At 71.6% G+C, this 23,315-nt stretch carries 16 protein-coding genes; 4 read left to right on the forward strand and 12 right to left on the reverse strand.

Translation table 11 applies throughout. The features are described from left to right. Positions 1–28: 28 nt before the first annotated feature. The 4 genes from ACZ7L6_RS17705 to ACZ7L6_RS17720 are packed head-to-tail and all read left to right on the forward strand — an operon-like array spanning position 29 to position 5,312. On the forward strand, positions 29–2,116 hold the full coding sequence (locus ACZ7L6_RS17705) for an MMPL family transporter (RefSeq protein WP_471924780.1): 2,088 nt from the start codon (positions 29–31) through the stop codon (positions 2,114–2,116). A gap of 54 nt (positions 2,117–2,170) precedes the next feature. Further along, positions 2,171–3,409, forward strand: coding sequence for a sensor histidine kinase (locus tag ACZ7L6_RS17710; protein WP_471924782.1), 1,239 nt, complete (start codon positions 2,171–2,173; stop codon positions 3,407–3,409). Beyond that, positions 3,406–4,065 carry a response regulator gene (locus ACZ7L6_RS17715; protein ID WP_471924784.1) on the forward strand — a complete coding sequence of 220 codons (660 nt, stop codon included), beginning with the start codon at positions 3,406–3,408 and terminating at the stop codon, positions 4,063–4,065. The genes ACZ7L6_RS17710 and ACZ7L6_RS17715 overlap by 4 nt, the downstream gene beginning before the upstream one ends. A 47-nt stretch (positions 4,066–4,112) precedes the next feature. Next, positions 4,113–5,312: a sialidase family protein gene (locus ACZ7L6_RS17720; RefSeq protein WP_471924786.1), complete on the forward strand. Its 1,200-nt coding sequence runs from the start codon at positions 4,113–4,115 to the stop codon at positions 5,310–5,312. A 9-nt stretch (positions 5,313–5,321) separates the two neighbouring features. On the opposite strand, the gene ACZ7L6_RS17725 is transcribed toward ACZ7L6_RS17720, so the two are convergent. From ACZ7L6_RS17725 to ACZ7L6_RS17780, 12 genes are all read right to left on the reverse strand, one after another. Continuing rightward, complete coding sequence (locus tag ACZ7L6_RS17725; protein ID WP_471924788.1) at positions 5,322–9,413, reverse strand: hypothetical protein; 4,092 nt, start codon at positions 9,411–9,413, stop codon at positions 5,322–5,324. Further along, complete coding sequence (locus tag ACZ7L6_RS17730; RefSeq protein ID WP_471924790.1) at positions 9,410–11,125, reverse strand: TIR domain-containing protein; 1,716 nt, start codon at positions 11,123–11,125, stop codon at positions 9,410–9,412. Before ACZ7L6_RS17730 ends, ACZ7L6_RS17725 begins: the two co-directional genes overlap by 4 nt. Further along, entirely contained in the window at positions 11,122–12,765 is a 1,644-nt protein-coding gene (locus ACZ7L6_RS17735; protein WP_471924792.1) for a tetratricopeptide repeat protein, read from the reverse strand. The genes ACZ7L6_RS17730 and ACZ7L6_RS17735 overlap by 4 nt, the downstream gene beginning before the upstream one ends. A 51-nt stretch (positions 12,766–12,816) precedes the next feature. Continuing rightward, positions 12,817–13,074, reverse strand: coding sequence for a hypothetical protein (locus ACZ7L6_RS17740; protein ID WP_471924794.1), 258 nt, complete (start codon positions 13,072–13,074; stop codon positions 12,817–12,819). Then, a complete protein-coding gene (locus ACZ7L6_RS17745; protein WP_471924796.1) occupies positions 13,061–14,614 on the reverse strand; it encodes a hypothetical protein in 1,554 nt (517 codons plus the stop codon). The genes ACZ7L6_RS17740 and ACZ7L6_RS17745 overlap by 14 nt, the downstream gene beginning before the upstream one ends. After that, positions 14,611–16,143, reverse strand: a complete 1,533-nt coding sequence (locus ACZ7L6_RS17750) for a hypothetical protein (protein ID WP_471924798.1) — start codon at positions 16,141–16,143, stop codon at positions 14,611–14,613. Before ACZ7L6_RS17750 ends, ACZ7L6_RS17745 begins: the two co-directional genes overlap by 4 nt. Continuing rightward, the gene (locus ACZ7L6_RS17755) at positions 16,079–18,031 is read right to left on the reverse strand and encodes an Hsp70 family protein (RefSeq protein ID WP_471924800.1); all 1,953 of its coding nucleotides are present in this window, start codon (positions 18,029–18,031) and stop codon (positions 16,079–16,081) included. Before ACZ7L6_RS17755 ends, ACZ7L6_RS17750 begins: the two co-directional genes overlap by 65 nt. A gap of 17 nt (positions 18,032–18,048) precedes the next feature. Next, positions 18,049–18,495: a hypothetical protein gene (locus ACZ7L6_RS17760; RefSeq protein ID WP_471924802.1), complete on the reverse strand. Its 447-nt coding sequence runs from the start codon at positions 18,493–18,495 to the stop codon at positions 18,049–18,051. Between the two features lie 321 nt (positions 18,496–18,816). Further along, positions 18,817–19,329, reverse strand: coding sequence for a RipA family octameric membrane protein (locus tag ACZ7L6_RS17765; protein ID WP_471924804.1), 513 nt, complete (start codon positions 19,327–19,329; stop codon positions 18,817–18,819). A 73-nt stretch (positions 19,330–19,402) separates the two neighbouring features. Next, entirely contained in the window at positions 19,403–20,338 is a 936-nt protein-coding gene (locus ACZ7L6_RS17770; protein ID WP_471924806.1) for a dihydrodipicolinate synthase family protein, read from the reverse strand. Beyond that, positions 20,338–21,357, reverse strand: a complete 1,020-nt coding sequence (locus ACZ7L6_RS17775) for an oligopeptide/dipeptide ABC transporter ATP-binding protein (RefSeq protein ID WP_471924808.1) — start codon at positions 21,355–21,357, stop codon at positions 20,338–20,340. Before ACZ7L6_RS17775 ends, ACZ7L6_RS17770 begins: the two co-directional genes overlap by 1 nt. Further along, positions 21,354–23,276: a dipeptide/oligopeptide/nickel ABC transporter permease/ATP-binding protein gene (locus ACZ7L6_RS17780; RefSeq protein WP_471925663.1), complete on the reverse strand. Its 1,923-nt coding sequence runs from the start codon at positions 23,274–23,276 to the stop codon at positions 21,354–21,356. The genes ACZ7L6_RS17775 and ACZ7L6_RS17780 overlap by 4 nt, the downstream gene beginning before the upstream one ends. Positions 23,277–23,315: the final 39 nt, after the last annotated feature.

Genomic DNA, 23,315 nt, shown 5'->3' on the forward strand with positions numbered 1-23,315 from the left:
GACACCCGGACCGGAGGGAGGCCGTCAGATGGGGGCCGTAAGGACAGCTGCGCGGCGACGGCGGGCCGTGCCCTGGCTCGTGCTGGGGCTGTGGATCGTCGTGCTCGCGCTCGCCTCGCCGTTCGCGTCGAAGCTGGCGGACGTCCAGCGCGACCGTGCCATCGACTACCTGCCGGCGAGCGCCGACTCCACCCAGGTCGCGAAGATCCAGGACCGGCTGCCCGGTGGCGAGGCCACCGAGATGGTCGTCGTCTACCACCGCGACGGCGGCCTGACCGCCGCCGACAAGGCCACCGCCGCCGACCAGATCGACCGGATCGCGAGCGCCCACCGGCTCACCGCCGAACCGCAGGGCATCCCGTCCCGGGACGGCACCACCCTGATGTACCCGGTGGCCAGCACCGAGCCCGGCCAGGACGAGGACGCCCGCGACGCACTCGTGGGCGACGTACGGGACGTGGCGAAGGGCGGCGACGGACTGAGCGTCGACGTCGGCGGCGAGGCGGCAGTCGTCACCGACTCCCGCGAGGTCTACCAGTCGCTCGACGGCCCGCTGCTCTACACCACCGTCGGCGTCGTCGCCCTCCTGCTGATCATCATCTACCGCAGCCCCTTCCTGTGGCTGGTGCCGCTCGCCGTCGCGGGCGTGGCCAACTACCTGTCGATGGCAGTCGCCTACGGCCTGAACCGGTGGTTCGACACCCCGGTCTCGGGCGCGAGCTCCGGGATCATGACGATCCTCGTCTTCGGCGCCGGCACCGACTACGCATTGCTGCTCGTCTCCCGGTACCGCGAGGAACTGCGCCGCATCGAGCGGCCGTACGACGCCATGGTCGCCGCGCTCAGGGGCTGCGGTCCGGCCGTGCTCGCCTCCTCCGGCACCGTCGCCGCCGGTCTGCTCTGCCTGCTCGCCGCCGACCTCAACTCCAGCCGGGGCATGGGCCCGCTCGGCACCGTCGGCGTGCTGTGCGCGCTGGCCGCCATGCTGGCCCTGCTGCCCGCGATCCTGGTGCTGCTCGGCCGGCGCGTGTTCTGGCCGCTCGTGCCCCGCTACGGCAGCACGCCCAAGGCCCGCCGGTCCCTGTTCACCGCCATGGGCAGCTCCGCCGGACGCCGGCCGCTGGCGGTGCTCGCGGGCGGCGTCGTCCTGCTGGGCGCGCTGGCCCTCGGCACCCTGAACCTGCCCGGCAGCCTGAAGCAGCAGGACTCCTTCACCAGCACGCCCGACTCGGTCGCCGCCATGGAGACCCTCGCCGCGGCCTACCCCGAGCGCGGCACGCAACCCCTCACCGTCATCACGCCGGAGGCCCGCGCCGATGACACGCTCGCGTCGATCCGCGGCACGCGGGGCGTCGACAGCGCGCGGGAAGGACGTACCGGAAACGGCTGGACCGAGATCGCCGTCTTCGCCTCCGCACCGCCCCAGTCCGCCGGGGAGACCGCCACCATCGAGGGCCTGCGGGACCGGCTCGACGGCTCCTACGTCGGCGGGACCAGTGCCGAACAGCTCGACCTGAAGGACACCAGCGCCCGGGACCGGCTGGTCGTCGTACCGCTCGTGCTGCTGTCCGTGCTGCTGATCCTGGTCGCCCTGCTGCGGTCGCTCGTCGCGCCGCTGTTGCTGGTGGCGGCCGTCGTCGCGGTGTGGGGCGCGGCGCTCGGCATCGGCGGACTCGTCTTCGGGCCGGTCTTCGGCTTCGAGGGCACCGACCCCGGACTCGGCCTGCTGTCGTTCGTGTTCCTCGTCGCGCTGGGCGTCGACTACGGCATCTTCCTGATGCACCGCATGCGCGAGGAGTGCCTCGGCGGCGCCGACCCCGCGTCGGCCGCGCTCACCGCACTGCGCACCACGGGCGGGGTCATCGCCTCCGCCGGACTCGTCCTCGCGGCGACCTTCGCGGTGCTCACCAACATGCCGCTGGTGCAGCTCGTCGAGCTGGGCTTCGTCATCGCGGTCGGCGTGCTCCTGGACACCTTCCTCGTCCGCACCTACCTGGTGACCAGCGCGAGCGTCGCCCTGCGCCGCAAGGTGTGGTGGCCGGGCGCCCTGTCCCGCGAGCCCGAGCGGCCCGTACCGCCGAAGGAACCGGAGCGGGTGACCGCCGCCGCCCACTGACCGACCGGCGCCCCTCCCTCCCGGAGGGGCGCCCTCTCAGCGGAAGATGACCCCGTGCAGGCAACCACCCCATCGGCGCGCCCCCGTATCGGCGAGCGGATCATGGCCGCGATCACCCGTGACCCCCGCACCGCCCCGCACGGCACCCGCAACGACGCACTGCTCGCGGTGGCGGCAGCCGTCGTGGCCGTGTGCATGGCGCTGTTCACCGACGACGGCCGCCGGCCCGACGCCCTCGGCTGGACGCTCCTGATCGCCGCCCATGCGCCGCTCGTGTGGCGGCGGCGCAGACCGCTGCTCGTGATCGCCGCGGTGGTGGCGCTCGTCGTGCCTTACCACGCCCTCGACAACAACCACGGCGCCCCCATTCCCGCCTCGTTCATCGCGCTCTACACGGTCACCGTCACCCAACGCCCCCTCCGCACGGTCCTGGTCGGCGCCGCGGGCCTCGGCATCTCCCTGACCGTGATGCTCACCTTCGGCGAGGACAAGCAGGCCGTCGACCTGCTGCGCATCTACGGCTGGGTCCTCGCCGTCGTCTTCGTCGGCATCGACGTCCGCTACTACCGCCAGTACGTCGCCGCCATCGTCGAACGTGCCGAACGCGCCGAACGCACCCGCGAGGAGGAAGCCCGCCGCCGCGTCGCCGAGGAACGCCTGCGCATCGCCCGCGACCTGCACGACCTGCTCGCCCACAGCATCACGCTCATCGGCGTGCAGACGTCGGTGGCCGCGCACGTGCTGGCCGCCGACCCCGAGCGGCTGGACCGCGAGACGATCGCGAAGTCCCTCGACGACATCGCCGACACCTGCCGCACGGCACGCGGTGAACTCCGTACGACGCTGGAGGTGCTGCGCGAGCAGGGCGTCACCGGCGAGGCGCGCGGCCCGCTGCCCGGGCTCGACGGAGTGCCGGACCTGGTGGAGGCGGCGCGCCTCGCCGGGGCGCGGGTGGAGCCGGCGGTACGGGTGCGGGAGGTGCCGCCCGCCGTGGGCGCGGCCGCGTACCGGATCGTGCAGGAGGCGCTGACGAACGTCGTCCGGCACGCGGGGCCCGAACCGGCCGTACGCGTCGAACTGTACGAGGAGCAGGGCGCCCTGCGGGTGTCGGTCACCGACGACGGCACGGGGGCCGGGTCCGGCGGCGGTGGGGCCTGCGGCTACGGCCTCGTCGGAATGCGGGAGCGGGCTCGCAGCGTGGGTGGCACACTCGACGCCGGACCGCGTACGAGGGGCGGGTTCGAGGTGTGTGCCGTCCTCCCGATCGCAGCCGGCCGGGAGGGAGACCGATGATCCGCGTACTGCTCGCCGACGACCAGAACCTCGTACGTGAGGCGTTCGCCATGCTGGTGGAGTCCGCCCCGGACATGGAGGTCGTCGGCCAGGCGGCCACCGGCCGCGAGGCCGCCGAACTGGCCCGCAGCGCACGCGCCGACCTCGTCGTGATGGACATCCGCATGCCCGACCTCGACGGCATCGAGGCGACCCGCCTCATCGCGGCCGACGAGGACCTGGCCGGGGTGCGGGTCCTGGTCCTCACCACCTACGACACCGACGAGAACATCGTGGACGCCCTGCGCGCGGGCGCCTCCGGCTTCCTGGTGAAGGACACCCGCCCGGCCGAACTCCTCGACGCCATCCGCACGGTGGCGGCAGGGGAGGCACTCCTCTCCCCGGGCCCGACGGCACGGCTGATCGAGCGGTTCCTGCGCAGCCCCTCCGCACCCACGGCCGGCGGACCCGAATGCCTGTCCGACCGTGAACGCGAAGTGCTGACGCTGGTCGCGCGCGGCCTCAACAACACGGAAATCGCCGAGGCGTTGGGGCTGAGCCCGCTGACGGCGAAGACCCACGTCAGCCGCATCATGGGGAAGCTGGGGGCGCGGGACCGGGCGCAGTTGGTCATCGTGGCGTATGAGTCGGGCATGGTGACACCGGGGAGCCTGTGACGGACAGGTCAATGCTGACACTTCGTCAAGGGAACCCAAGGGAACCGATGACCATCCTGAGCCGCACACTCAGTCGTACGTTCCTGGTCACCGCAGCACTCCTGACCACACCTGTGACAGCGGCCGGCAACGCCTCGGCGGACACCGGCTGTACGTCCTCCGTCCCGTATGTCTCGGGCGAGGGCGGCTACGACACGTACCGCATCCCGGCGACGATCACGACCCACCGCGGCACGGTCCTCGCCTTCGCCGAGGGCCGGCACGACGGTGCGGGGGACACCGGGGACATCGATGTCGTCCTCAGACGCTCCACCGACGGCGGCTGCAGCTGGGGGCCGCTGACGGTGGTCGCCGCCGGGGACGGGGACACGCGGGGCAATCCGGCGCCGGTGGTGGATCCGCGCACCGGCACGATCGTGCTGGTCACCTCCTACAACAGCGGTGCTGTGACGGAGGCGGAGATCATGCGGGGGGAGGTGACGGGGGAGGAGAGCCGCCGGGTGTTCGTGCAGCGCAGTGCGGACGACGGCCGCCACTTCTCCTCTCCCCGGGACATCACCCGGCAGGTGAAGCCGGCGAACTGGCGCTGGTACGCGACGGGGCCGGGCCACGCGATCGCCCTCCGGCGGGGCCCGCACGCCGGGCGACTGGTCATCCCGTCCAACCACTCGGCCGCTCCCGCGCCCGGCTCCGCCGACACCGGCCAGGAGCCCAAGTACTACGGCGCGCACGCCATCTACAGCGACGACGCCGGCCTCACCTGGCGGATCGGCTTCGTGGACGACACGTACGACGGTTTCGGCAACGCCAACGAGTCCACGGCCGCCGAACTCCCCGACGGGCGCCTGTACTTCAATGCCCGTGACCAGCTCGGCACGAGCACCGGCAACCGGCTCGACAGCCACTCCAGCGACGGCGGGGTGACCCTGGACCGCCCGTACACCATCCAGCCGACGCTGAACGAGGCGCCGGTGGTGGAGGGAAGCGTCCTCCAACTCGCCGGTCGTGGCGCTCCGTTGTTGTTCTCCGCTCCCTCCGTCCCCACCGCCCGTCAGTCCATGGCCGTGTGGCGCAGTACGGACGGCGGGGCAACCTTCACGAAGGCGCTGACGCTGTCCGAGCGGAGGGCGGCGTACTCCGACCTCGTACAGCTCGACCGGAACACGGTCGGGATCCTGTACGAGACCGGTGTGACGGGGACGTACGAGACGATCGAGTTCCGGCAGCTGCCGGTCAGCGGACTTTAGGTGCTGATGTCACTGTGGACGTACGTTACGGAGGATCTCCGAGATTCCGGCGCGCTGTTCCTCGTCGAGCCCATCGCCGCGAAGGACCTCGCCTGCTTCGTCCGCGCACTCCGTCATGACCTTCTCGAACTCCGCACGCATGGTCCTGCGCAGCTCGCCGGCGGTGCCCTGGATCCTCTTGCGCAGCTCCCAGGCATGCCGGTACAGCGCGTTGACCAACTGGTACCGGGCTTCTGAGTTGCCGGCATCCTGGACGCACACCTCACGCAGGCCGGCGACGAGCGGGCCGAATCCGTCAGCCTCGGGGCGGGAGCGGTGCGCGGTCACCGTGGTGCTCACGACCAGCCTCCGGCGCAGTGCGACGGTCTCGTCGTCCGTCCACCTGGCGAAGTCCTCGGTCACGGTCTGCGCCGACGGGACGTTCTCGCCGGAGTTGATCCAGCGGATGTACGCGTCGGTCATGAGACCGCGCAGCCGCTCGTCGTCGGGGTCGGCCTCCAGCAGCGCACGCACCTGCCGCACGGCCTCCGTGTAGTGTCCACGGTCGATGTCGAGGCGGATGAACGCCGTCGTCAGCCTCTGCCGCCCGCGCTCGCTGAACGCCTCCTGCCGGGCCCGGGTCAGCAACGCCTCGACCTCGTCGTGACGGTCGAGGCTGCCGAGCAGCCGGGCCAGCACGATGGCGGGGCCGGTGGCTCCGGGCAGGCGGGCCACCCACCGTTCCAGCGCGGTCACGGCGGCCGCGACGACATCCCGCTCCCGTTGGTCGGTGGGGGTACCGGACTTGTTCAGGATGTCGAACGCCGACCTGGTGGAGGGGTAGTAGAGCCCCTGCGGATCGTCGAGGTGGTCGACGTACCGGTCGGGCACGGGGTTGCGGCCCCAGGAGCGGCCGACGCGCCGGAACCGGTCGGAGAAACGGTCGGAAGCAGCACCGGACGCGGCCTCCTCGGCCGCCTCGAAGATCCGGCCCAGCGCACGCTCGCAAGCGAGTTCGGAGAGTTTGTTGTTCTGCTCCACGAACGCCACGGGATCGCCCTGGTAGCCCAGTTGCCGGACGCTGGTCAGCACCATGGCGTCCGCGGGGTCCAGGGGCAGCGCGTCGATGAGGCGCAGGTTGGCGAGTACATCACCGGAGTACTCGGCGAGCGCCCAGTCCGCCTCCGCGTCCTGTACGACCGCCTTGTTGATCGCCAGCTTCCACAGCACCCGGCTCCGCGCCCACTCCAAGTGCCTCTGCTCCTCAGCCTCGTCGCCCGGTCTGCGGGTGCGGCCCCGCGTCCGGGACGCCTCCACGTACGCCTCCTCGATCAGCTGGACGCACCGGCGCGCGAAGGGCTCCCGGACCCGGGCGGGCAGGGCTCGCACGGCTGAGGCGACAGCGGCCGTACGGCGGTCCCGTGCGGCGGCGAGATCCGCCTCCCCCACCAAGCGGCCGACACCGAGCAGCAGGGTCGGACTGCGGTGGGTGAGGATGTGGTTGAGCTCCTCCAGACGCAAGTGGGCGGTGGCCGTTTCCAGCTTGCCGGTGCCGGCGAGGACGGGCGGGATCCGGCGCGGGTCCTCCTCCAGCTCGCTGCGTGGCGTCAAGCCCTGTAGGAGCGGCGCCGTACCGAAGGAGCCCGCCAGCACGCGGTGGATCTCGGCGCGTTCGGCAGCGCCGCGGCGGATGTCGCCGTGGAGCAGGTCCCGCAGGTACAGGGCTTCCAGGTGGCGGCGCCAGGCCAGGGCGGCGTGGGCGAGGTCTCCTGCCGAGGTGTGTGCCACCGCGAGGTTGCGCAGGACGGCGGGGTGCAGCGGGTCGTCGGTGAGCATGGCGTTCCAGTGGCGCCGGGCGGAGCTCGTGCGGCCGAGGCGGAGGTCGGCCTCGGCCTGTCGGCCGCCCAGGTAGGTGCGCAGGAGGGTGACCGCCTCCCGGCGCCGCAGCTCCGGCGCGTACGCGTCCAGCGTGGACCAGGCCTCGGCGAAGTTGGCGTCCAGGCGGTCCTCGGCCACGGCGAGGGCGTGGGCGACCCGTTCCCGGGGACCGGCGCCGGCGGGTGGCGGGGGAGGCGTGGTGGGGGTCTTCGTGGGGGCCGGAGCGGCAGGATGGGAGGCTTCGGAGGCCGGCGACTCCTCGGATCGCCCTTCCAGCTCGGTCAGCCGTGCCTGAAGTGCCCGCACCCCTTCCGAGGGCACCGGCTTCGTCGCCGGAAACTCGCGCTCCCGCGCCCTGAGTGCGCGTCCCACCCGCTTGTTCAGGATGTTCCGCAGACTGCCCGGCGACTGCTGAAGCCGTGCCTCGCAATCCTCCAGTCGCTGCTGGAAGTCCTCGAACGGCATAACCAGCCCGGCCGGCTCGGCGGCCTTGAAGTGCCGCAGATCCTCCAGGCGGGCCAGGCGTACGCTTTCCCAGCGGTCGGCCAGCTCCGTCAGGCTGCCCTGGTCGCCCAGGGCCCGGGCGAACCCGGCCGCGTCCTTCACCGCCTCCTTCAGCAACCCCTTCGCATGACCGACCGCGTCGTCCAGGAGGCTGGTCAGAAGTGCCGCCGCCTCCTCGAACGCCGTGAGCTGCCCGTCGGGGCCGGCCGCCTCCGGGGGGCTCACCGGCAGGGCCGACGGATCCCGGCCCTCCACCTCGGTCAGGCGGGCGTCGAGAGCCAGCGCCTCGTCCGACGGCGCAGGATCGGCCGAGGCGAACTCGTCGCGCACCTTTGCGAGTTTCCGCTCGACCTTCTTCTTGAGGATGTTCCGCACGCTGCCCAAAGGCTCCTGGAATTCCGCCTCGCACGCCTCCAGCCGGCGCTGGAACTCCTCGAACGGCATGATCAGGCCGGTGGGTTCGGCGGCCTTGAAGCGGTGCACCTCCTCCAGCCAAGACGCCCGTACGGCCTCCAGACGGTCCGTCAACGCCGTCAGGATCCCGTGGTCCCCGCAGGCCCGCGCGTAGGCCGCCCCGTCCGCCACGGTCGCCCGGGCCAGCTCCTTCGCGTGGGCGAGCGCGTCCTCACGCAGCTCCTTCAGTACGGCGGCCATGTCCGTGAACACCGCCAGCCGCTGGTCCGGACCGGCGGTCCGTCCCTCCTCGGCGCCGTCCTGGACCGGGACGTCCGGCATGGGGCTCGGCGGGCCTTCGGCGAGCGCCCGCCAGGCGGCCGTCAGGGCCTTCTCGTGCCGGGTCGGGTCACCATCGGTGAACGCCCTGGCCGCCGCGTGGGCCCCGAGGTCGGGGAAGCGCAGCGGACGCCAGAAGAGTCGCCGCCGGTGAATCAGGGCGACCAGGACGTCGGGGAGGGAGCGCTCGGCGACGCAGGCCGCGAGCCGGGCGGGCAGCTCGGCACGGTCGGTCTCGAACAGTTCGCAGACCTGGAACAGAAGGCGAGTCGACGGGCCGTCGTCGGGCGGCAGACGCTTCGCCAGGCGGCGTACCGTCGCGGGCGGGTAGCCGTACGTCATCCACTGCACGGCGAGGACGGTGAACGAGGCCGTCCCGCCCCGGCGTCGGCCCGCCAGGGCCGCGATCGCCTCGAGCTCGGTGTGGAGCGCGTCCCTCGTCCGCTCCGCGGTGCGGCCCCGCAGCCTGCTGTCGGCCGTCATGTCCTGAACGCCGCTCCACCGGCACTCTCCGGGCCGCAGCAGCGGCAGCGCGGGCTCCTCCCCCTCCGGGTCGAAGTCGTCGCGGCCCTCACGGATCGTGCCGGTGATCTCGTCCGCTCGCGCGCGGTGCTCGCCGGTGTAGCCGGGGGTGCCCGACTGCTGCTCGTCGAGGATCCGGTACGCCAGGCCGAGGTGGGCCCAGATGCGGTGGTTGACGGGGGACAGGGAAGCGGCGGCCGTCAGCCAGCGGACTGCGGGCTCGGGACGCCCGTGCCGGAGGTGGAGCAGGCCGACGTGGTACGGGTGCTTGGGATTGGCGGGGTCCAGGCGGTGGGCACGGGCCAGCAGGGTCAGGGCGGTCGCCGGGTCGGTGCCGGGATGGACACCGATCCGGAAGCAGGCCTCGACGACCGCGTCCAGCTGGCCCTGGGTGACAGCCATCCCCTGTTCGATGTCGGACCACCACTGCTCGGCCCTGCGCCACAGCACGTCGGGCTGGGTCTCCAGCGCCCTGTGGGGGGTCATGCCTGTGCCCCCTCTCCGCCGAGCTCCTCCACGGGCAGGATCAGCAGCCGCCGGCCGTCCGAGAGCGCCGCGCGGCTGCCGTCCGGGGAGACGGCCAGGGGGTGCGCGGAGACGTAGGTGGTACGGCCGTCACGGACCAGGGCGTGGGTGCCGTCGGGATGCGCCACGACCAGCAGCCGCCCACCCAGCGCGGAGCCCACCGGCTCGGCACCCGGGACCGTGTGGAAACCCACCCGGACCGCCAGCTCCGCGTCGAAACAGACCCCTTGCCCGGTGGCGTCCACGATCGCGGTCAGATCCCCGCCCGGCAGCGCGCCGGTGATCGCGGTGACCGGCTGGTCGACCTGCACCAGTTGATGTCGGTCCAGGTCGAGTCGGTGGACGCGTCGTTCGCCGACGGCCAGGGCGAAGTCCCGCACCCGCGCCATACAGAGCAGCACGGGCTCCACCGTGTGTTCCCCCACGACCCGGCGCTCCACGTACTCGGTGAGCCGCCCGTCGAGCCCGCCGACCACCAGCCGCTCGCCGTCGGCCGCCAGCACCTGGACACCGGCCGGATGGTTCAGCACCTGCTCGGGTTCGCCGAAGGACCACACGGATCCCGACCACATGCCGACATACAACACATCCTCGTCGAAGGCCAACGCCCCCGGCACATTCAGCCGCGCCCCCTGCGGCGCCGGGAGGTCCCGGACCGTCACCGTGCCGTCCGGCGCCGCCAGCACCACCCGCCCCGACGAGTCGGCCACGGCCAGACAGCGCCGCCCGAACGCCCACAACCGAGGCCGTTCCCTCAACTCCGCGGTGCCGCCGGCCCGGTACGACGATCCCGTCCAGGTGTGCACCGCCAGCCTCCGACCGTCCAGGACGGCCAGCGCGCGCCCGTCGGGAAAGAACACCGGCCGCCCGGCCACCGGGACGACCGGCCGGTCGACGGCGTCCCAGGACCGCTGCTCCTGAGGAGCCCGCACCTGGAAGGGAGCCGTCGTGGCCGGTTCGCAGCCGGGGGCGGTCGCGACGAGCCGCACCTCCGCCGGCGCCTTGGGGAACGCGAGATCGCCGAAGACGGCCTGGCCCTGGGTGAGCGGCACGGTGAGCGTGCCGGTGAGTTGGGTGTCCGACGGCTGGGCGGAGAGGGTCACCGTGCCTCCGGCGGCCCGGAACGCGGAGCCCTCCGCGACGGCCGTCACCGTCAGCGGCGCCAGTGTGTGGCCCGCGACCGCGTCGCCGACCGGGGTGTCGAAGCGCAGGGCCGGGCGCGCGGCCGCGGTGCTCAGGCCCAGGGCTTCCCGCACCTCCTCGATCCAGCGTGGCCGTGTCGTCGGGATCCAGTTGATCCGGTTCACGACATACGGCACTTTCTTGACGGCGCCGGGATCGATCAGCACCGGGATGAACCGGCCGTCTTCGCTCAGCCGCAGCTTGAGGACCGCCTCATGGAGCTCCCACTGGCAGACGTCCTTCTCGAAATACGTCTTCGAATAGAGCGCCACGACGTGGCGGGTGTTGCGCAGCGCCTCCTCGAGGAATTGCTGCCAGTTCGCGCCGACGGGTGTGCCCGTGCGGGAGACGTCCAGGTAGATGCGCGGCGTCGCGCCGCGTGCTGTCACATACTCCAGGAGGGCGTCGCGCAGGTCCCTGGCCTGGATGTGGTCCTCGCGGGCGTAACTGATGAACACATCCCACTTTTCGGTGGCCCGGTCCGTCGTCATCCCAGCAACCTCGCGATCGTCCCGATCAACTCGTCGAGCCGCGCCCGGGCCTGCGAGGTCAGGGTGCGGCGGCTCTCCCGGCGCAGCTGCCGGGCGTCCTGGAGAATCGCGTTGAGCCGCGAGCGCATCGTGTACCGGTCGGCCGGGCCCGCCTGACTCGCCAGATCGTTGAAACGCCGTACGAGATCGGAGACCGCGTCGGACGTCAGGGCCTGGTCGATCTCCGTCAGCCGCGCCGCGATGGCCTCCCCGAGTTCGTGTACGACCTGAGCACCCGCCTCTGTCCGGGTCCTGCCCCGCAGGTCCGGGAGCCCTCGCTGGAGACCGGTGAGCTGGGTGCGCAGGGTGGTCAGGCGGGCGGTGGAGACGTCGTCGCGTACGGACTCCATGGCGGCGACGTACGCCTTGATCACAGGGTTGATGGCCGCGGCCTCCTGCCACTCCCGGATCACCTGGAGCAGTTCCGAGGCCTGGGAAACGGTGGGGTCGCGCCGGGCGACCTCGGCGCAGGCGGCGGCGCGGTCGGGATCGCGTCCCAGGCGCAGGAGACAGACGGCGTAGAGGAAGTTGAGCCAGCTGAAGCCCGGGACCACGGCGAGGAGACGGGCCATCAGCCACTCGGCGTCCTCCAGGCGGCCGATCTCCATCAGACCGGCGGCGTGCTGGGCGTCGGACTCGGCGATCAGCGTGTAGAGGTCCTCGGCACGGCCGTCGGGCAGCCGCGGTTCCGGGTACGGGGTGCGGTTGCCCTGCCGGATCACAAGACGCAGGTGGGCTTCGAAGTCGTCCAGGACGATGTCGTGGCGCCGACGTGGATCCATCGCGGCCAGTTCCCCTAGGGCCCGCTGGGGGTCGCGGTCCTTGAACGCGGCGACGGCCGGCGCGGCGTGCGGGGTCAGCACGATGAGTTGCAGTCGGCGGGCGTAGGCCGCGACCCGTTCCTTGTCGGTGTCGGCCTCCTCGGCGCCGCGTTCGGCGGTCTCCAGGGCCCGCTCCAGGTCCCCGGCGCGGGCCTGGCCCAGAGCGAGGAGATAAGACAGGGTGCCCTCTTCCGGGGCCATCTCGAGGAACGCCTCGACGCGTTCCAGGGCGCCCTCGGGATCGGACCTGGAGGTCTCGGCGTACGCGGTGATCTCCAGCGGGGTCAGCAGGCGTCGCAGTTCGCGTCGCAGCTCCTGGACGCGCTCGCGCAGGTCGGCCGGGAGCGGCTCGTCGCGCAGCGGGCGCAGGATGCGCATCGCCTGGATCCGGTTCCCCTCACCCAGGTGGAACAGGCAGAACGCCCGCAGGTAGCGCGCCTCCTGGTGGTCGGGGGCGGTGTGGAGATACTCCTCCAGCAGCTCCAGGGCGGTTTGGTGATCGCCGTTTCCCACGTTGGCGCGAGCGTCCTCCAGCAGGTCCTCGCCGTCGTCGCCGAGGTGCAGCGTCATCTCGGTGAGGGTGGCGACGGGGGGTGCCAGGAGCTGCGCGGCACGAGACGTCTGGGCGGCCGCGGCCTCGCGTGCCAGCTCGTCCAGGCGCCGGTCGTGGTCGGCGAGGTCCTGGTGGTTCCTGACCTCCTTGAGCTCGAAGGACGGGGTGCGCAGCGCCTGTACGGGGCGGATCTCGTGGAACGTGTGGTCGCGGCCGGTGCCGGTCACGGGGGCCCCTTCCGGGTGCGTGGGCTGGTCAGGACACGTACGGCGTGGGCCTCAGCCCGACTCGCCCGGTTCGGGCACGCTTCCCAGGGCGTGTTCGGCCAGGTCGCGGCAGAGCTGGTACTCGGTCTCCTGGTCGGCCCGCACCATGAGCAGCAGAGTGCGGGCGAGCGAGGCCTGTTCGAGGAGCTGGTCCTCGTCGGGTGCGGGCTTGTACTCCACGGGCGGGAGGCGGTCGAGGAGCGCCGCGTGGTCCGCTGTACGACGTCGTGTGCCGCGGGGATCGCGGGCCGAGAGGTCACTGGTCGTCACGGGGGCTCTCCTCCGGCAGGAGTGTCTGGGCGGTCCTGGTGACGAGGGCGATCTCGGCGCGGTGCAGGACCTCGGCACCCTCGGCGGCCGCGTCGGCGGCCTGGTCGAGTTCGGCGAGCAGGTCGCGCAGGACTTCCTTCGCCGGGGCTTCGTCGGGAAGGTCGCGGATCCTCGGCCAGACGATCAGCTCGATCCGGCGGCGCAGGGCCTCCGCCTGCCGTTTGACGTCGTCCAGTGGGGCCCGCTGGTGCGGTACGACTTGCTCGTCGAGGTCGTCCGCCGGCGCGTACCGCTGGAACTTCTCCTTCAGGCGCAGGAGTTGCGCCCGATCCTCGGCAGGCCGTCCGGGATCCTCCAGAAACTCTCCGAGCAGGACGAGGTAGCGGGAGATGGCGTTGCCCTCACCGCCGAACTCGCGCTCGCGTTCCATGAGGTCCAGCACCTCGGGCAGCATGATTCCCTTGGCCTTGCGCCGGCCCGAGTCCAGGACGGCCAGGGCCTGTTCGCGCTCGGGCTGGTTCAGGGCGAAGTAGTAACGGACCAGCCCCTCGACGAGATCGGCGTCCCCGAGCTCGGGGTCGGCCTCCCGTACGGCGTCGACGCGCCGCTGGAGCTCCCCGAAGTCGTACTGCGAAGGAGCCCCGGACAGCGCCGGCCTGCGCCGCCATTCCCGCAGCAGGGCGAGCAGCCGCAACAGGGCGATGCCCGTGCGCAGGCGGGCCTCCGTGTCGTGGTCCGCGAGGGGACGCCGGTCGAGCTGATCAGCCAGTTCGGCCAGCCGCTCGCCCAGCTCCATGGGGTCGCCGTCCTGCCAGTCACAGGTCAGTAGACCCAGATCGGCTTCCACGGCGGACAGGTGCAGGTCCTCGGCACGCTTCCGCGCCGCCGCGAACGCCTCGCGGGCCTCGTCCGTCCGCCCGTCGAACACGGCATGGATGCCCTTGGCGAGCTGGAGGTCGTTCAGCTCCGCCGGGATGCGGTCCGTCAGCTCGCCGAGTTCGCGGACCCGGTCGAAGTGGTGCAGTGCCCCGTCGGTCTCCTGGCGTCTCCAGTGACTCGCGGCCAGTTGGAGGTGGGAGATGGCGGCGATACGACGGCTGTCCGGGTGAGTGTCGAGCAGCGCGCGGTGCTCGGCGTAGAGGTCGGTGACACGCCCGTGGTTTCCCAGGCGGGCGTGGAGCCACAGTTCCAGATAGGCGGTGTGCACGGTGCGGCGGCCCGCGGAGGCGATCAGTTCGTCGAGGACGGTCGCGGCGGCGCCGTAGCGGGAGGGGTCGTACGACCCCAGCATCGCCCGCGCGTACGCCTGCGCGAACCGGGTCCGTTTCAGTGCCCGGCCCCGGGGCCCGGCGTTCACCGCCTGCCCGAGCAGCGCCTCGGCCCGCTCCAGTTCGTCGCGGTCGTCGCTGTCGAGCAGCGTGAGAGCCTCCTGGTACGGCCTGCGCCAGCGTCCTGGCAGCACGACGAGGAAGTACGCCCCGCTCGCCACCGTCGTCAGGAACAGCAGGGGCAGGACGACCGCCAGCAGAATCGTGGTCATGCGTCGTCCTCCAGAAGGCGTCGGTCGAACGTGGCCAGGCGCATGCCGTGTTCGTGGATCTCGCGCGCGCTCATCCCACGGTTCTGCCGCAGCCTGCGCAGTCCGGCCCTCACCTGCTCGGCGACCTGGGCGGCGGCGTCGCGACGGCCGAGCAGCAGGAAGGACTCGGCGTAGTCGAGCATGAGGTCGAAGCGCCACCACATCAGCCTCTTGTTGCCGTCGTGCAGCCACGTGTGCGCGTGGACGTTGGCCTCGGCGTAGGCGCCCTGGCCGATGAGGCAACGCGCCATCTCGTGGGCGTGTGCGCGTTGCTGGTCCTCGGGGAGCCGCTGGAAGGCCGTGCGCGCCGTGTCGTTGAGGCGCTGGGTGAAGGAGCCGTCCGTGGCCTCGGAGAGTCCTCCCTGGACGACCGACCAGAGGCCGCCGATGATCGACAGCTGTGCGGCGTATGCCTCGGGGCGTCGTGGTGCCGCCTGGACCGCGCGCTCCAGGAGGGACAGCGCCTCCAGGGGTTCGCCCAGGTCCTGGCGGGCGATCTCGGCGGCGAGGAGCAGGAGTTCGTAGCTGGGGCGGTCGACCAGGGCGGATTGGGCGAGGCCGACGGCCCTGCGGGGGTGGCCGGCGGTGCGCAGGGATCGCACGGCAGTGACCGGGTCCATCGCCCGGCGGGCCTCGTCGAGGGCGTCGCCGAGGTGGTGGAGATCTTCGTCGCCGAGTCGGGTCGTGCGCGGGCCGGTGAGGTCACGCAGGCGCTCGCGCACCGTCCGTACCGGTTCCACCCGCCGCATCCACGACGGCAGCCGCTCCTCGTCGGTGAACACGGCGGCGCACGCGGCACGTTGGAGGAGCCGTTCGGGGGCTGCGGCGGGCAGGTTCTCGAAGCAGCGGCGGGCGGCGATGATCAGGGCGTACAGACCGGGGTCCCGGTCGCCGACCGGGAGGCCGCGGGCCGTCTCGGGGGTGAGGTGGGCCATCCGAGTCGGCTCGCCGACCAGCTGATCGAGAGGCGGGGCGCCCCAGGGCGGCAGGGGCAGCAGCAGTGGGCCGCGATGTCCGGCCAGCACGATGTCGGCGGGCAGCGGCACCAGCCCCGTACCGATCGACTCGCGCCAGCCGGGATACGCCTGCAGCGCGCCCAGCAGGGCCGTGATCCGCTCCGGCGGTTCCTGTCCGTCGAGGGCGTCGGCGAGGCTGTGCCCCGCGTCGGTCTCATAGCTGACGATCTGGAACCAGCGGCCGCCGAACTGCCGCTGCTCGCCCTGTTCGCCGGGCACCACCGGGACCAGGTCGCGGCGGCGCGGCCGGGTCTGCCAGGCGACCAGCTCATGCCGCTGCTCCCCGCTGATCGCCTCTGCCGGGATCAGCCGGTACCAGCGGCGCCGCCCGGGCGCACGGTAGAGCGTGCCCCACCATCCGACCCCTGCGTACTTGGCGTCGAGCTCTTCCTCGACGGCCTTCTTCCGCTCATCGACGGCTGTTGTCATATGCGTCTTCGAGGTCGTCGGCGAGGTCGTCGAGGGTGTCTTCATCGGCGCTCCTGCCGACGGCGTCCACGAAAGCGCGCAGGGCCTCGGTGAGGGCGGGCGGTGCCTGACCGTCGCGTGCCGCGCGGACAGCCTTCTTGATCAGGCGGCGGTATTCGGCGGGGATGTCGGCGGGGTCGATCTCCGGGAGGGGCGCCGACGTGGGAGCCGGGATCGTGACGGGGTCGGGCACAGCGGCGGTGACCGGCCCAGGAACGGTGAACTCCGGAGTCTCGGCCTCGGGTTGACCGGCCATCGACTTCAGCTCGTTGGTGAACAACCGCACCAACGCCAACCGCCGCTCCTCCAACTCGTCGGCCTTCCCGATGGTCACGATCTGGTCGAAGGTCGCCTTGTACTCCCGCCCCGTGTTGGTATGGGTCACCTGTACCCCGAGCAGCCCGTTCACATCGAGGGAGAATTCGACCTCGAACTGGTGGTACCCCTCGGGCCGGGGCTCGATGTCATCGAGGTGGATCGTGCCGATGAGGGTGTTGTCGTAGATGTACTCGCCCTCGCCCTGGTAGATCGCCGCCTCGATACGGTGGGCCTGTTCCGGGTTCGTGTATGTCTTGACCTGGCGGGCCGGGATCTTCGTGCCACGCGGGATCAGCGCGTTGAACAGACCCTGCTGGACGCCCACGCCCAGGGTGTGCTCGGTGATGAGCGTGACGGTGAAGTCCTGGTCGTCGGTGGAGCGTTCGGCGGTGGGCCGGGTCGCGAGGTCGAAGGCGGGAGATGGTTCGAAGCGGTTGGCCACGATGGCCGCACCCCGGGCGACCAGAGTGTCGGGGTTGGCGTCACCGCGGACGAAGCCCTCGTCCTGGTCGAAGTGGTCGAGCAGCATCTGCCGCACCCGCGGGATACGGGTCGAACCGCCCACCAGCAGGACCGCGTTGATGCCCTCGCGCTGAACCCCCTTGGCTTCCCGGGCGAACCGCAGGGCTTCGTCGACCTGGTGCAGGGAGCGTTCCAGGATCGGCTGGATTTCGCGTTCGAAGGTGGCGCGGTCCAGCTCAAGGGCAGGGATGCCGCCGCCGAGGTCGACGGTGGTGGTGGAGCGCAGGGACAGTTCGCGTTTGGCGGCCTCGGCAGCCGCCTTGATCCGCAGGCGTTCGGTGTTCTTGGGCAGGGCGTCGCCGAGTTCCCGTTCGATCCACTCCGCGATGGCGTCGTCGAAGTCGCCGCCGCCGAGGCGCTGGTCACCGGCGGTGGCGATGACCTCGATCTCGTCGTCCCGGGTCTCGATGATCGACACGTCGAAGGTGCCGCCGCCGAGGTCGAAGACCAGGTAGACCTGCCGTTCCGATTCGGCGCGGTCGACCCCGTACGCGATGGCCGCGGCGGTGGGCTCCGGGATCAGCTGGCGGGGGTAGAGACCGGCCAGCAGAGCCGCCTCCTCGGTGGCCTTCTTCTGCCGTTCCATGAAGTACGCCGGTACGGTCACCACCGCGTCGTGGATCTCGCCGCCCAGCGACTGCTCGGCGATCCGCTTCATCCGCATCAGCACCAGGGCGCTGATCTCCTGCGGGCGCAGCCAGTCGCCGCCGAGCCGGGCCCGTACCGGGTCGCCCTCCTGGTAGACGCCCGTCGCGCCGAAGTGCTCCAGCAGGTCACCGGTGAAGACGGCCCCCATCTCCCGCTTGATTTCGATGATCGTGTCGTCGGAGCCCGGGCCGCCCGCAGTGATGGCGTCCTTCGCGTCGTGCCCGACGACGAGCGCGCCGGTGGCCGGGTCGATCCTTACGACCGACGGGGTGGCGACGGCGCTGTTCCCCTCACGTTCGGGGTCGGCGAGGATCTTGGGGGCGAAGTCGTCGGGGTGGTAGGCGGCCACGGCCGAGTACGTCGTGCCGAGGTCGATGCCGACGACCCGGTGCAGCTGGTCATCCATGGGAGCTCCTCCGGGATTCACTCGTCGGCGAAGCCGTCGAGCAGGTGGGTGCGGGTGAAGTCGCCGGTGAAATCGGTCCGGGTGATGTCCGTCGGATGGTGCACCTCTTCGCCGGCGGTCCTGAGGAAGGCCTCGATCTCCCGGCGCAGGACGGTCAGTCCGATGGCCCTGTCGTCGAGTACGGGCTCCCAGGTCGGTTCGAGGCGCAGCAGGGGGAGCGGCGGATGCCGGGCGTCGTGCGCGGCGCGGGCCTCGGCGTTCTCCAGGTTGACGGCGTGCGCGGCGGTGATCTCGTCGTCGCTCGCGCCCCGTGCCTGGAGCAGGGCGTCGTAACGGGCGGCGGCCGCGCGGATCTCGTCGGCCGTCGCCTCCGGCGGCACGCCGAGACGGCTGTACTCCGTCGACCGGGGTACGACCAGCGGCAGCCCGAAGAGCGCCCCGCCGTCCTTGTCGACACCGGGCATGACAAGATCCCCCGTTCACGAACGCGACGCACTGGAGCCTGCTGTCGCCCTGGGGCGCCGCGGTACTCCGGCGATGCGGCACGGCAGTGGAATGCCGTTCGCATGGTGCTGACTATAGAAGCGAGTAAGTCAACCATCCGTGGTTACTGGCGAGTTCAAACTCTGAGGGAGGAATATGGCCAGAATGTGCCCCTGGCCGTTTCCACCGCCGCGGATGCCGCGCACGTCCCTGCCCGCAGTATGCGTACCGACATGCCGTACGAGCGGCCGATCCCTGCTTCTGCAACTGTTCTTTGCACTTCTCACACCGAGCCGACGGAGTCAGACGGCCAGCGCGGCGAATCCCAGGACGTACGTGGCCGCGAAGGTGAGGGGGGTCCACTGCTCGACGTAGGTCAGCGGAAGATAGACCCGCCAGTTCCGCCCCTCGTCCAGGGCCGTCCACTCGGCAGTGGAGAAGGCGCGAGCCGGAAGCCGCTGCTCCAGTGCCGCGATCACCTTGAACTTGCCCTCGTTCAGCTGCCGGTACGAACGGACGGTGATCCACCAGGCCGTGCAGATCGACAGCAGCACCAGCAGTCCGGCCAGGAGCAGCAGTACCGAGAAGTCACCGGGGCGAGGCCGGGACAGCCAGGCGGCGAGGAAGGTGACGACACCGCTGTTGAGGGTCAGGAAGAACGTGTTGGCCAGGTTGCGGCGCCCGCTGACCCGGTCGGCCATCTCCACGCACAGCCGGTATTGCTCGAACACCGCTGCCTGGTAAGGAGCGTGCGCCTCACGGTCGTCGGGTCCGGCGACATCATCGTTCCACAGCGAGCTGGCGATCTCCGTCATGGCGGCATCATTCCCCAGCGGCCACCGCCCGGACCGTGAATCTGGCAGAACGGCTCATGGCCCTACCGCTCGTCTACAACAGCCCGGCTCCGGCCAGGAACTTCCCCACCCCCTCCACCTCCTCCGCCGACAGCGGCACCTGAGGCTCCGCCGTCGCCGGGCAGTCGATGACCCCCCGCAGATGCAGCGCCGCCTTGAAAGCGCCCAGCGCAGACGAGCCACCCCCCATCCGCCCGGGATCCCCGACGGTCACCATGCCGAACAGGGCGCACAGGCGTTCCTGTTCGGCCCGGGCCGACTCCCAGTCGCCGGCCCGGCACAGGCGGTCGAGGCGGACGTACCCGTGGGGGTCGACGTTGGCGAGCCCCGGCACGGCCCCGTCGGCGCCGACCGCGAGCGCCGCGTCGACGAAGAGCTCCGAGCCCGTCAGGACGGTGAAGCCGTGGACGTCGGAGCGGGTCCGGGCGCCGACCACGACCTCGCGGAACCCGGCCAGGTCGCCGCTGGAGTCCTTCAGCCCCGCCAGGACACCTTCGGCGGCGAGGTCCAGGAGCACGTCGGCGGGGAGTTTGGTGTGGACGGAGGACGGGATGTCGTAGGCCACCACCGGGACGGGGCAGGCCGCAGCGATCAGGCGGTAGTGGCGGGCGATCTCGGCCGGGTGGGTGCGGGCGTAGAAGGGCGCCGTCGCCACCACCGCGTCCGCACCCGCAGCCGTGACCTCCCGTACGTGGTCCAGCACCCTGGGCGTGGTCATGTCGATCACGCCCGCCAGGACCGGGAGCCGGCCCCCCACGTGCCCCGACACGGCCTCCACCACCAGCCTGCGCTGCCGGTCCGTCAGATACGCCGCCTCCGACGTCGAGCCGAGCACGAACAGACCGTGCACCCCGCCTCCGATCAGATGGTCGACCAGCCTGAGCAGTGACGGGACGTCCACCTCGCGGTCCGGTGTCAAGGGCGTGCAGACGGGCGGGACGACACCGGTGAGCGGGGTGGGGAACGGCATCAAGGCTCCTTGGGATCGTGGCTCTGTCGTACGAGGTCGCGGGTTGCCTCGCCCTCCTCCACTGGATGGTGACACCTGTAACGATGCTCCGGGCGCGACGCGGCCGAGAAGCCCGGCATCACGTCCGCGCACAACCCGTCGGCCTTCCAGCATCTCGTCCGGAACGGGCACCCGCTCGGCGGGCGCGTCGCCGACGGGACCGGACCGACCAGCGGGATCGGCTCGATGGGGTCCAGCAGACCGGGTGTCGCGGAGAAGAGGGCGCGGGTGTACGGGTGCCGGGAGCCGTCCGTGACCTCGGCCGCCGGGGACTCCTCGACGATCCGGCCCAGGTACATCGTGATCACACGGTCACTCATCCGCCGTACCGTCTGGATGTCGTGCGAGACGAAGACCAGGGCCAGGCCCAGCCGTTCCTTCAGGTCCAGCAACAGGTTCAGGATCTGGGCGCGCACCGACACGTCCAGCGCGCTCGTCGGCTCGTCCGCCACCACCAGGTCGGGGTCCAGCGCCAACGCCCGGGCGATCGCGACACGTTGGCGCTGACCGCCGGACAGCTGGCCGGGCAGGGCGTCGGTGAGGGCGCGCGGGAGGCCCACCAGGGACATCAACTCCCGTACGCGCTCCTCCCGTTGCTTCCTGGTTCCCCGGTCGTGCACGTCCAGCGGGTCCCGCAGTATCTGCCGGACCGGCAGTCGCCGGTTCAGCGCCGTCGACGGATCCTGGAAGATCATCCCGGTGCCGGCGCCGACCGTCGTCCTGCGCTCGGCCGGCGACATCGCCCACAGGTCACGCCCCCGGAACGCCACGGTCCCCGACGTCGGCCGCTGCACCCCCACCAGCACCTTCGCCAGCGTCGACTTGCCGCACCCCGACTCACCGACCACGCCGACCGTCTCGCCGGGCGCGATGACGAGATCGGCGCCGGTCAGGGCGTACACCTTGTCCCGGGTGAACAGGCCGCCGCTGCGCGCCTTGTGCACCACATGCGCGTCGGACAGTTCCACCAGCGCGTTCACGGGATGACCTCGCTCTCCGCCGTCACCAGGTCGACCGCCGGGTGATGGCATGCCGCCGTGTGCGTCCGCGTCCCCAGCAGATGCGGTGCGGTCGTCCGGCAGATCCCGCTCGCCATCGGACACCGGTCCGCGAAGCGGCAGCCCGCCGGGAAGTCGGCGGGGGAGGGGACGACGCCCTTGATCTGTGTCATTCGCTCCTGGGCGGACTCAAGGGAGAGCACGCTGCCCAGCAGCCCGCGGGTGTAGTGGTGTGCCGGTGCCTCCACCAGGTCCGCGGTCACGCCCGTCTCGACGATCTGGCCGCCGTACATGACGACCACGCGGTCCGTCACGTCCGCGACCAGCGCCAGGTCGTGCGAGACCAGGATCAGCGCGAAGCCGAGCTCCTCCCGCAGCCTCAGCAGCAGCTCTATGATCTGCGCCTGCACGGTGACGTCCAGCGCGGTCGTCGGCTCGTCGGCGACGATCAGCTTCGGGTCGCGGGACAGGGCCATGGCGATCAGGACGCGTTGGCGCTGGCCGCCGGAGAGTTCGTGCGGGTAGCTGCGCAGGGTGCGTTCCGGGTCCAGGCCGACCAGCGTCAGCAGTTCGTGGGGGGTACGGCGGCCTCCGCGGCGTACGACCTGCTTCAGCTGGGCGCGGATCGTCATCGCCGGGTTCAGCGAGGACAGAGCGTCCTGGTAGATCATCGCCATCTCGTGGCCCAGCAGTCGTCGCCGTACGCGCATCGGTTCGCCCACCACCTGCCGCTGGTTGAAGCGGACATGGCCGCGCACCCGGGCGCCCTTCGGCTCCAGCCCCATCACCGCGAGGGCGGTGAGCGACTTCCCGCAGCCCGACTCGCCGACCAGCCCCAGCACCTCACCGGGCTGCACCTCGAAGCTGATGCCGTCGACGATGTCGACGCCGGCATGACGGCCCTCGAAGCCGATCGCGAGGTTCTCCACCGCCAGCACCGGCTGCCGCCCCTGCGGCAACGGCCGCGCCCGGGCCCGCAGCCGCGCCGCCGCCTCCGTCAGCCCGGGCAGTTGCAGCACCTCGCCGCTGCCCGGTTCCGGCGCCTCCAGCCGGTCGTCGTCCCGTACGTCGACCTCGCGTGCCGAGGGCGCCGCCCACGCGTCCGACACGCCCTCGGAGAGGATGTTGAGCGAGAGCACCGTCACCAGCATCAGCAGCCCGGGGAAGACGGTCGCCCACCAGCCACCGGTCAGCACCATGTTCTTGCCGTCCGCGATGACACTTCCCCAGGAGGGGTCGGGCGGCCGGACACCCGCGCCGATGAAGGACAGCGACGCCTCGAAGACGATCGCCTCCGCCACCTGGACCGTGCAGAACACCAGCACCGGGGCGGCGCAGTTGATCGCCACGTGCCGGAGGACGATGTGCGGTGTCCGGGCGCCGATGACGCGTTCCGCCGTCACATAGTCCTCGCCGTACTGGTCGAGGACGTTCGCCCGGACGACCCGGGCCACGGGCGGCGTGAACAGGAAGGCGATCGCGCAGATCAGGACGGTGATGCCGCCGCCGAAGACCGCGACCAGTACGGCGGCCAGCGCGATGCCCGGGAACGCCATCACGACGTCCAGGCAGCGCATCAGCGTCTCGTCGACCGCCTTGCGGGAGGTCGCCGCGATCGCGCCGATCAGGGCGCCGACGACGAGCGCGAGCCCCGTCGCGCCGAGCCCGATGGCCAGCGACCAGCGGGCGCCGTACATCAGCCGGCTGAGGATGTCCCGGCCGAGGCTGTCCTGGCCCATCCAGTGGTCGGCGGACGGATGCCCGGTGCCGTCGACGGGCGGCTGCTGGTCGAGCGGGTCGTGCGGGGCGAGGACCGGGGCGAGCACCGCCATCAGGACCACCACGGCCAGGAAGCAGACCGCCACCTTCGACAGCAGCGGCAGCCTGCGCCAGCCGCGCATCCGGATGCCGGGCCGGGACAGCGCCTCGGTCAGGCGCTT

It is taken from the genome of Streptomyces sp. NPDC107522, assembly GCF_055657525.1.

Coding starts and splice junctions, on each gene's coding strand:
- ACZ7L6_RS17730 (WP_471924790.1), bottom strand. CDS start 11,125: ATGACGACGGACCGGGCCACCGAAAAGTGGGATGTGTTCATCAGTTAC.
- ACZ7L6_RS17765 (WP_471924804.1), bottom strand. CDS start 19,329: ATGACGGAGATCGCCAGCTCGCTGTGGAACGATGATGTCGCCGGACCC.
- ACZ7L6_RS17780 (WP_471925663.1), bottom strand. CDS start 23,276: ATGCGCGGCTGGCGCAGGCTGCCGCTGCTGTCGAAGGTGGCGGTCTGC.
- ACZ7L6_RS17760 (WP_471924802.1), bottom strand. CDS start 18,495: ATGCCCGGTGTCGACAAGGACGGCGGGGCGCTCTTCGGGCTGCCGCTG.
- ACZ7L6_RS17755 (WP_471924800.1), bottom strand. CDS start 18,031: ATGGATGACCAGCTGCACCGGGTCGTCGGCATCGACCTCGGCACGACG.
- ACZ7L6_RS17720 (WP_471924786.1), top strand. CDS start 4,113: ATGACCATCCTGAGCCGCACACTCAGTCGTACGTTCCTGGTCACCGCA.
- ACZ7L6_RS17770 (WP_471924806.1), bottom strand. CDS start 20,338: ATGCCGTTCCCCACCCCGCTCACCGGTGTCGTCCCGCCCGTCTGCACG.
- ACZ7L6_RS17705 (WP_471924780.1), top strand. CDS start 29: ATGGGGGCCGTAAGGACAGCTGCGCGGCGACGGCGGGCCGTGCCCTGG.
- ACZ7L6_RS17745 (WP_471924796.1), bottom strand. CDS start 14,614: ATGACCACGATTCTGCTGGCGGTCGTCCTGCCCCTGCTGTTCCTGACG.
- ACZ7L6_RS17725 (WP_471924788.1), bottom strand. CDS start 9,413: ATGACCCCCCACAGGGCGCTGGAGACCCAGCCCGACGTGCTGTGGCGC.
- ACZ7L6_RS17715 (WP_471924784.1), top strand. CDS start 3,406: ATGATCCGCGTACTGCTCGCCGACGACCAGAACCTCGTACGTGAGGCG.
- ACZ7L6_RS17750 (WP_471924798.1), bottom strand. CDS start 16,143: ATGAAGACACCCTCGACGACCTCGCCGACGACCTCGAAGACGCATATG.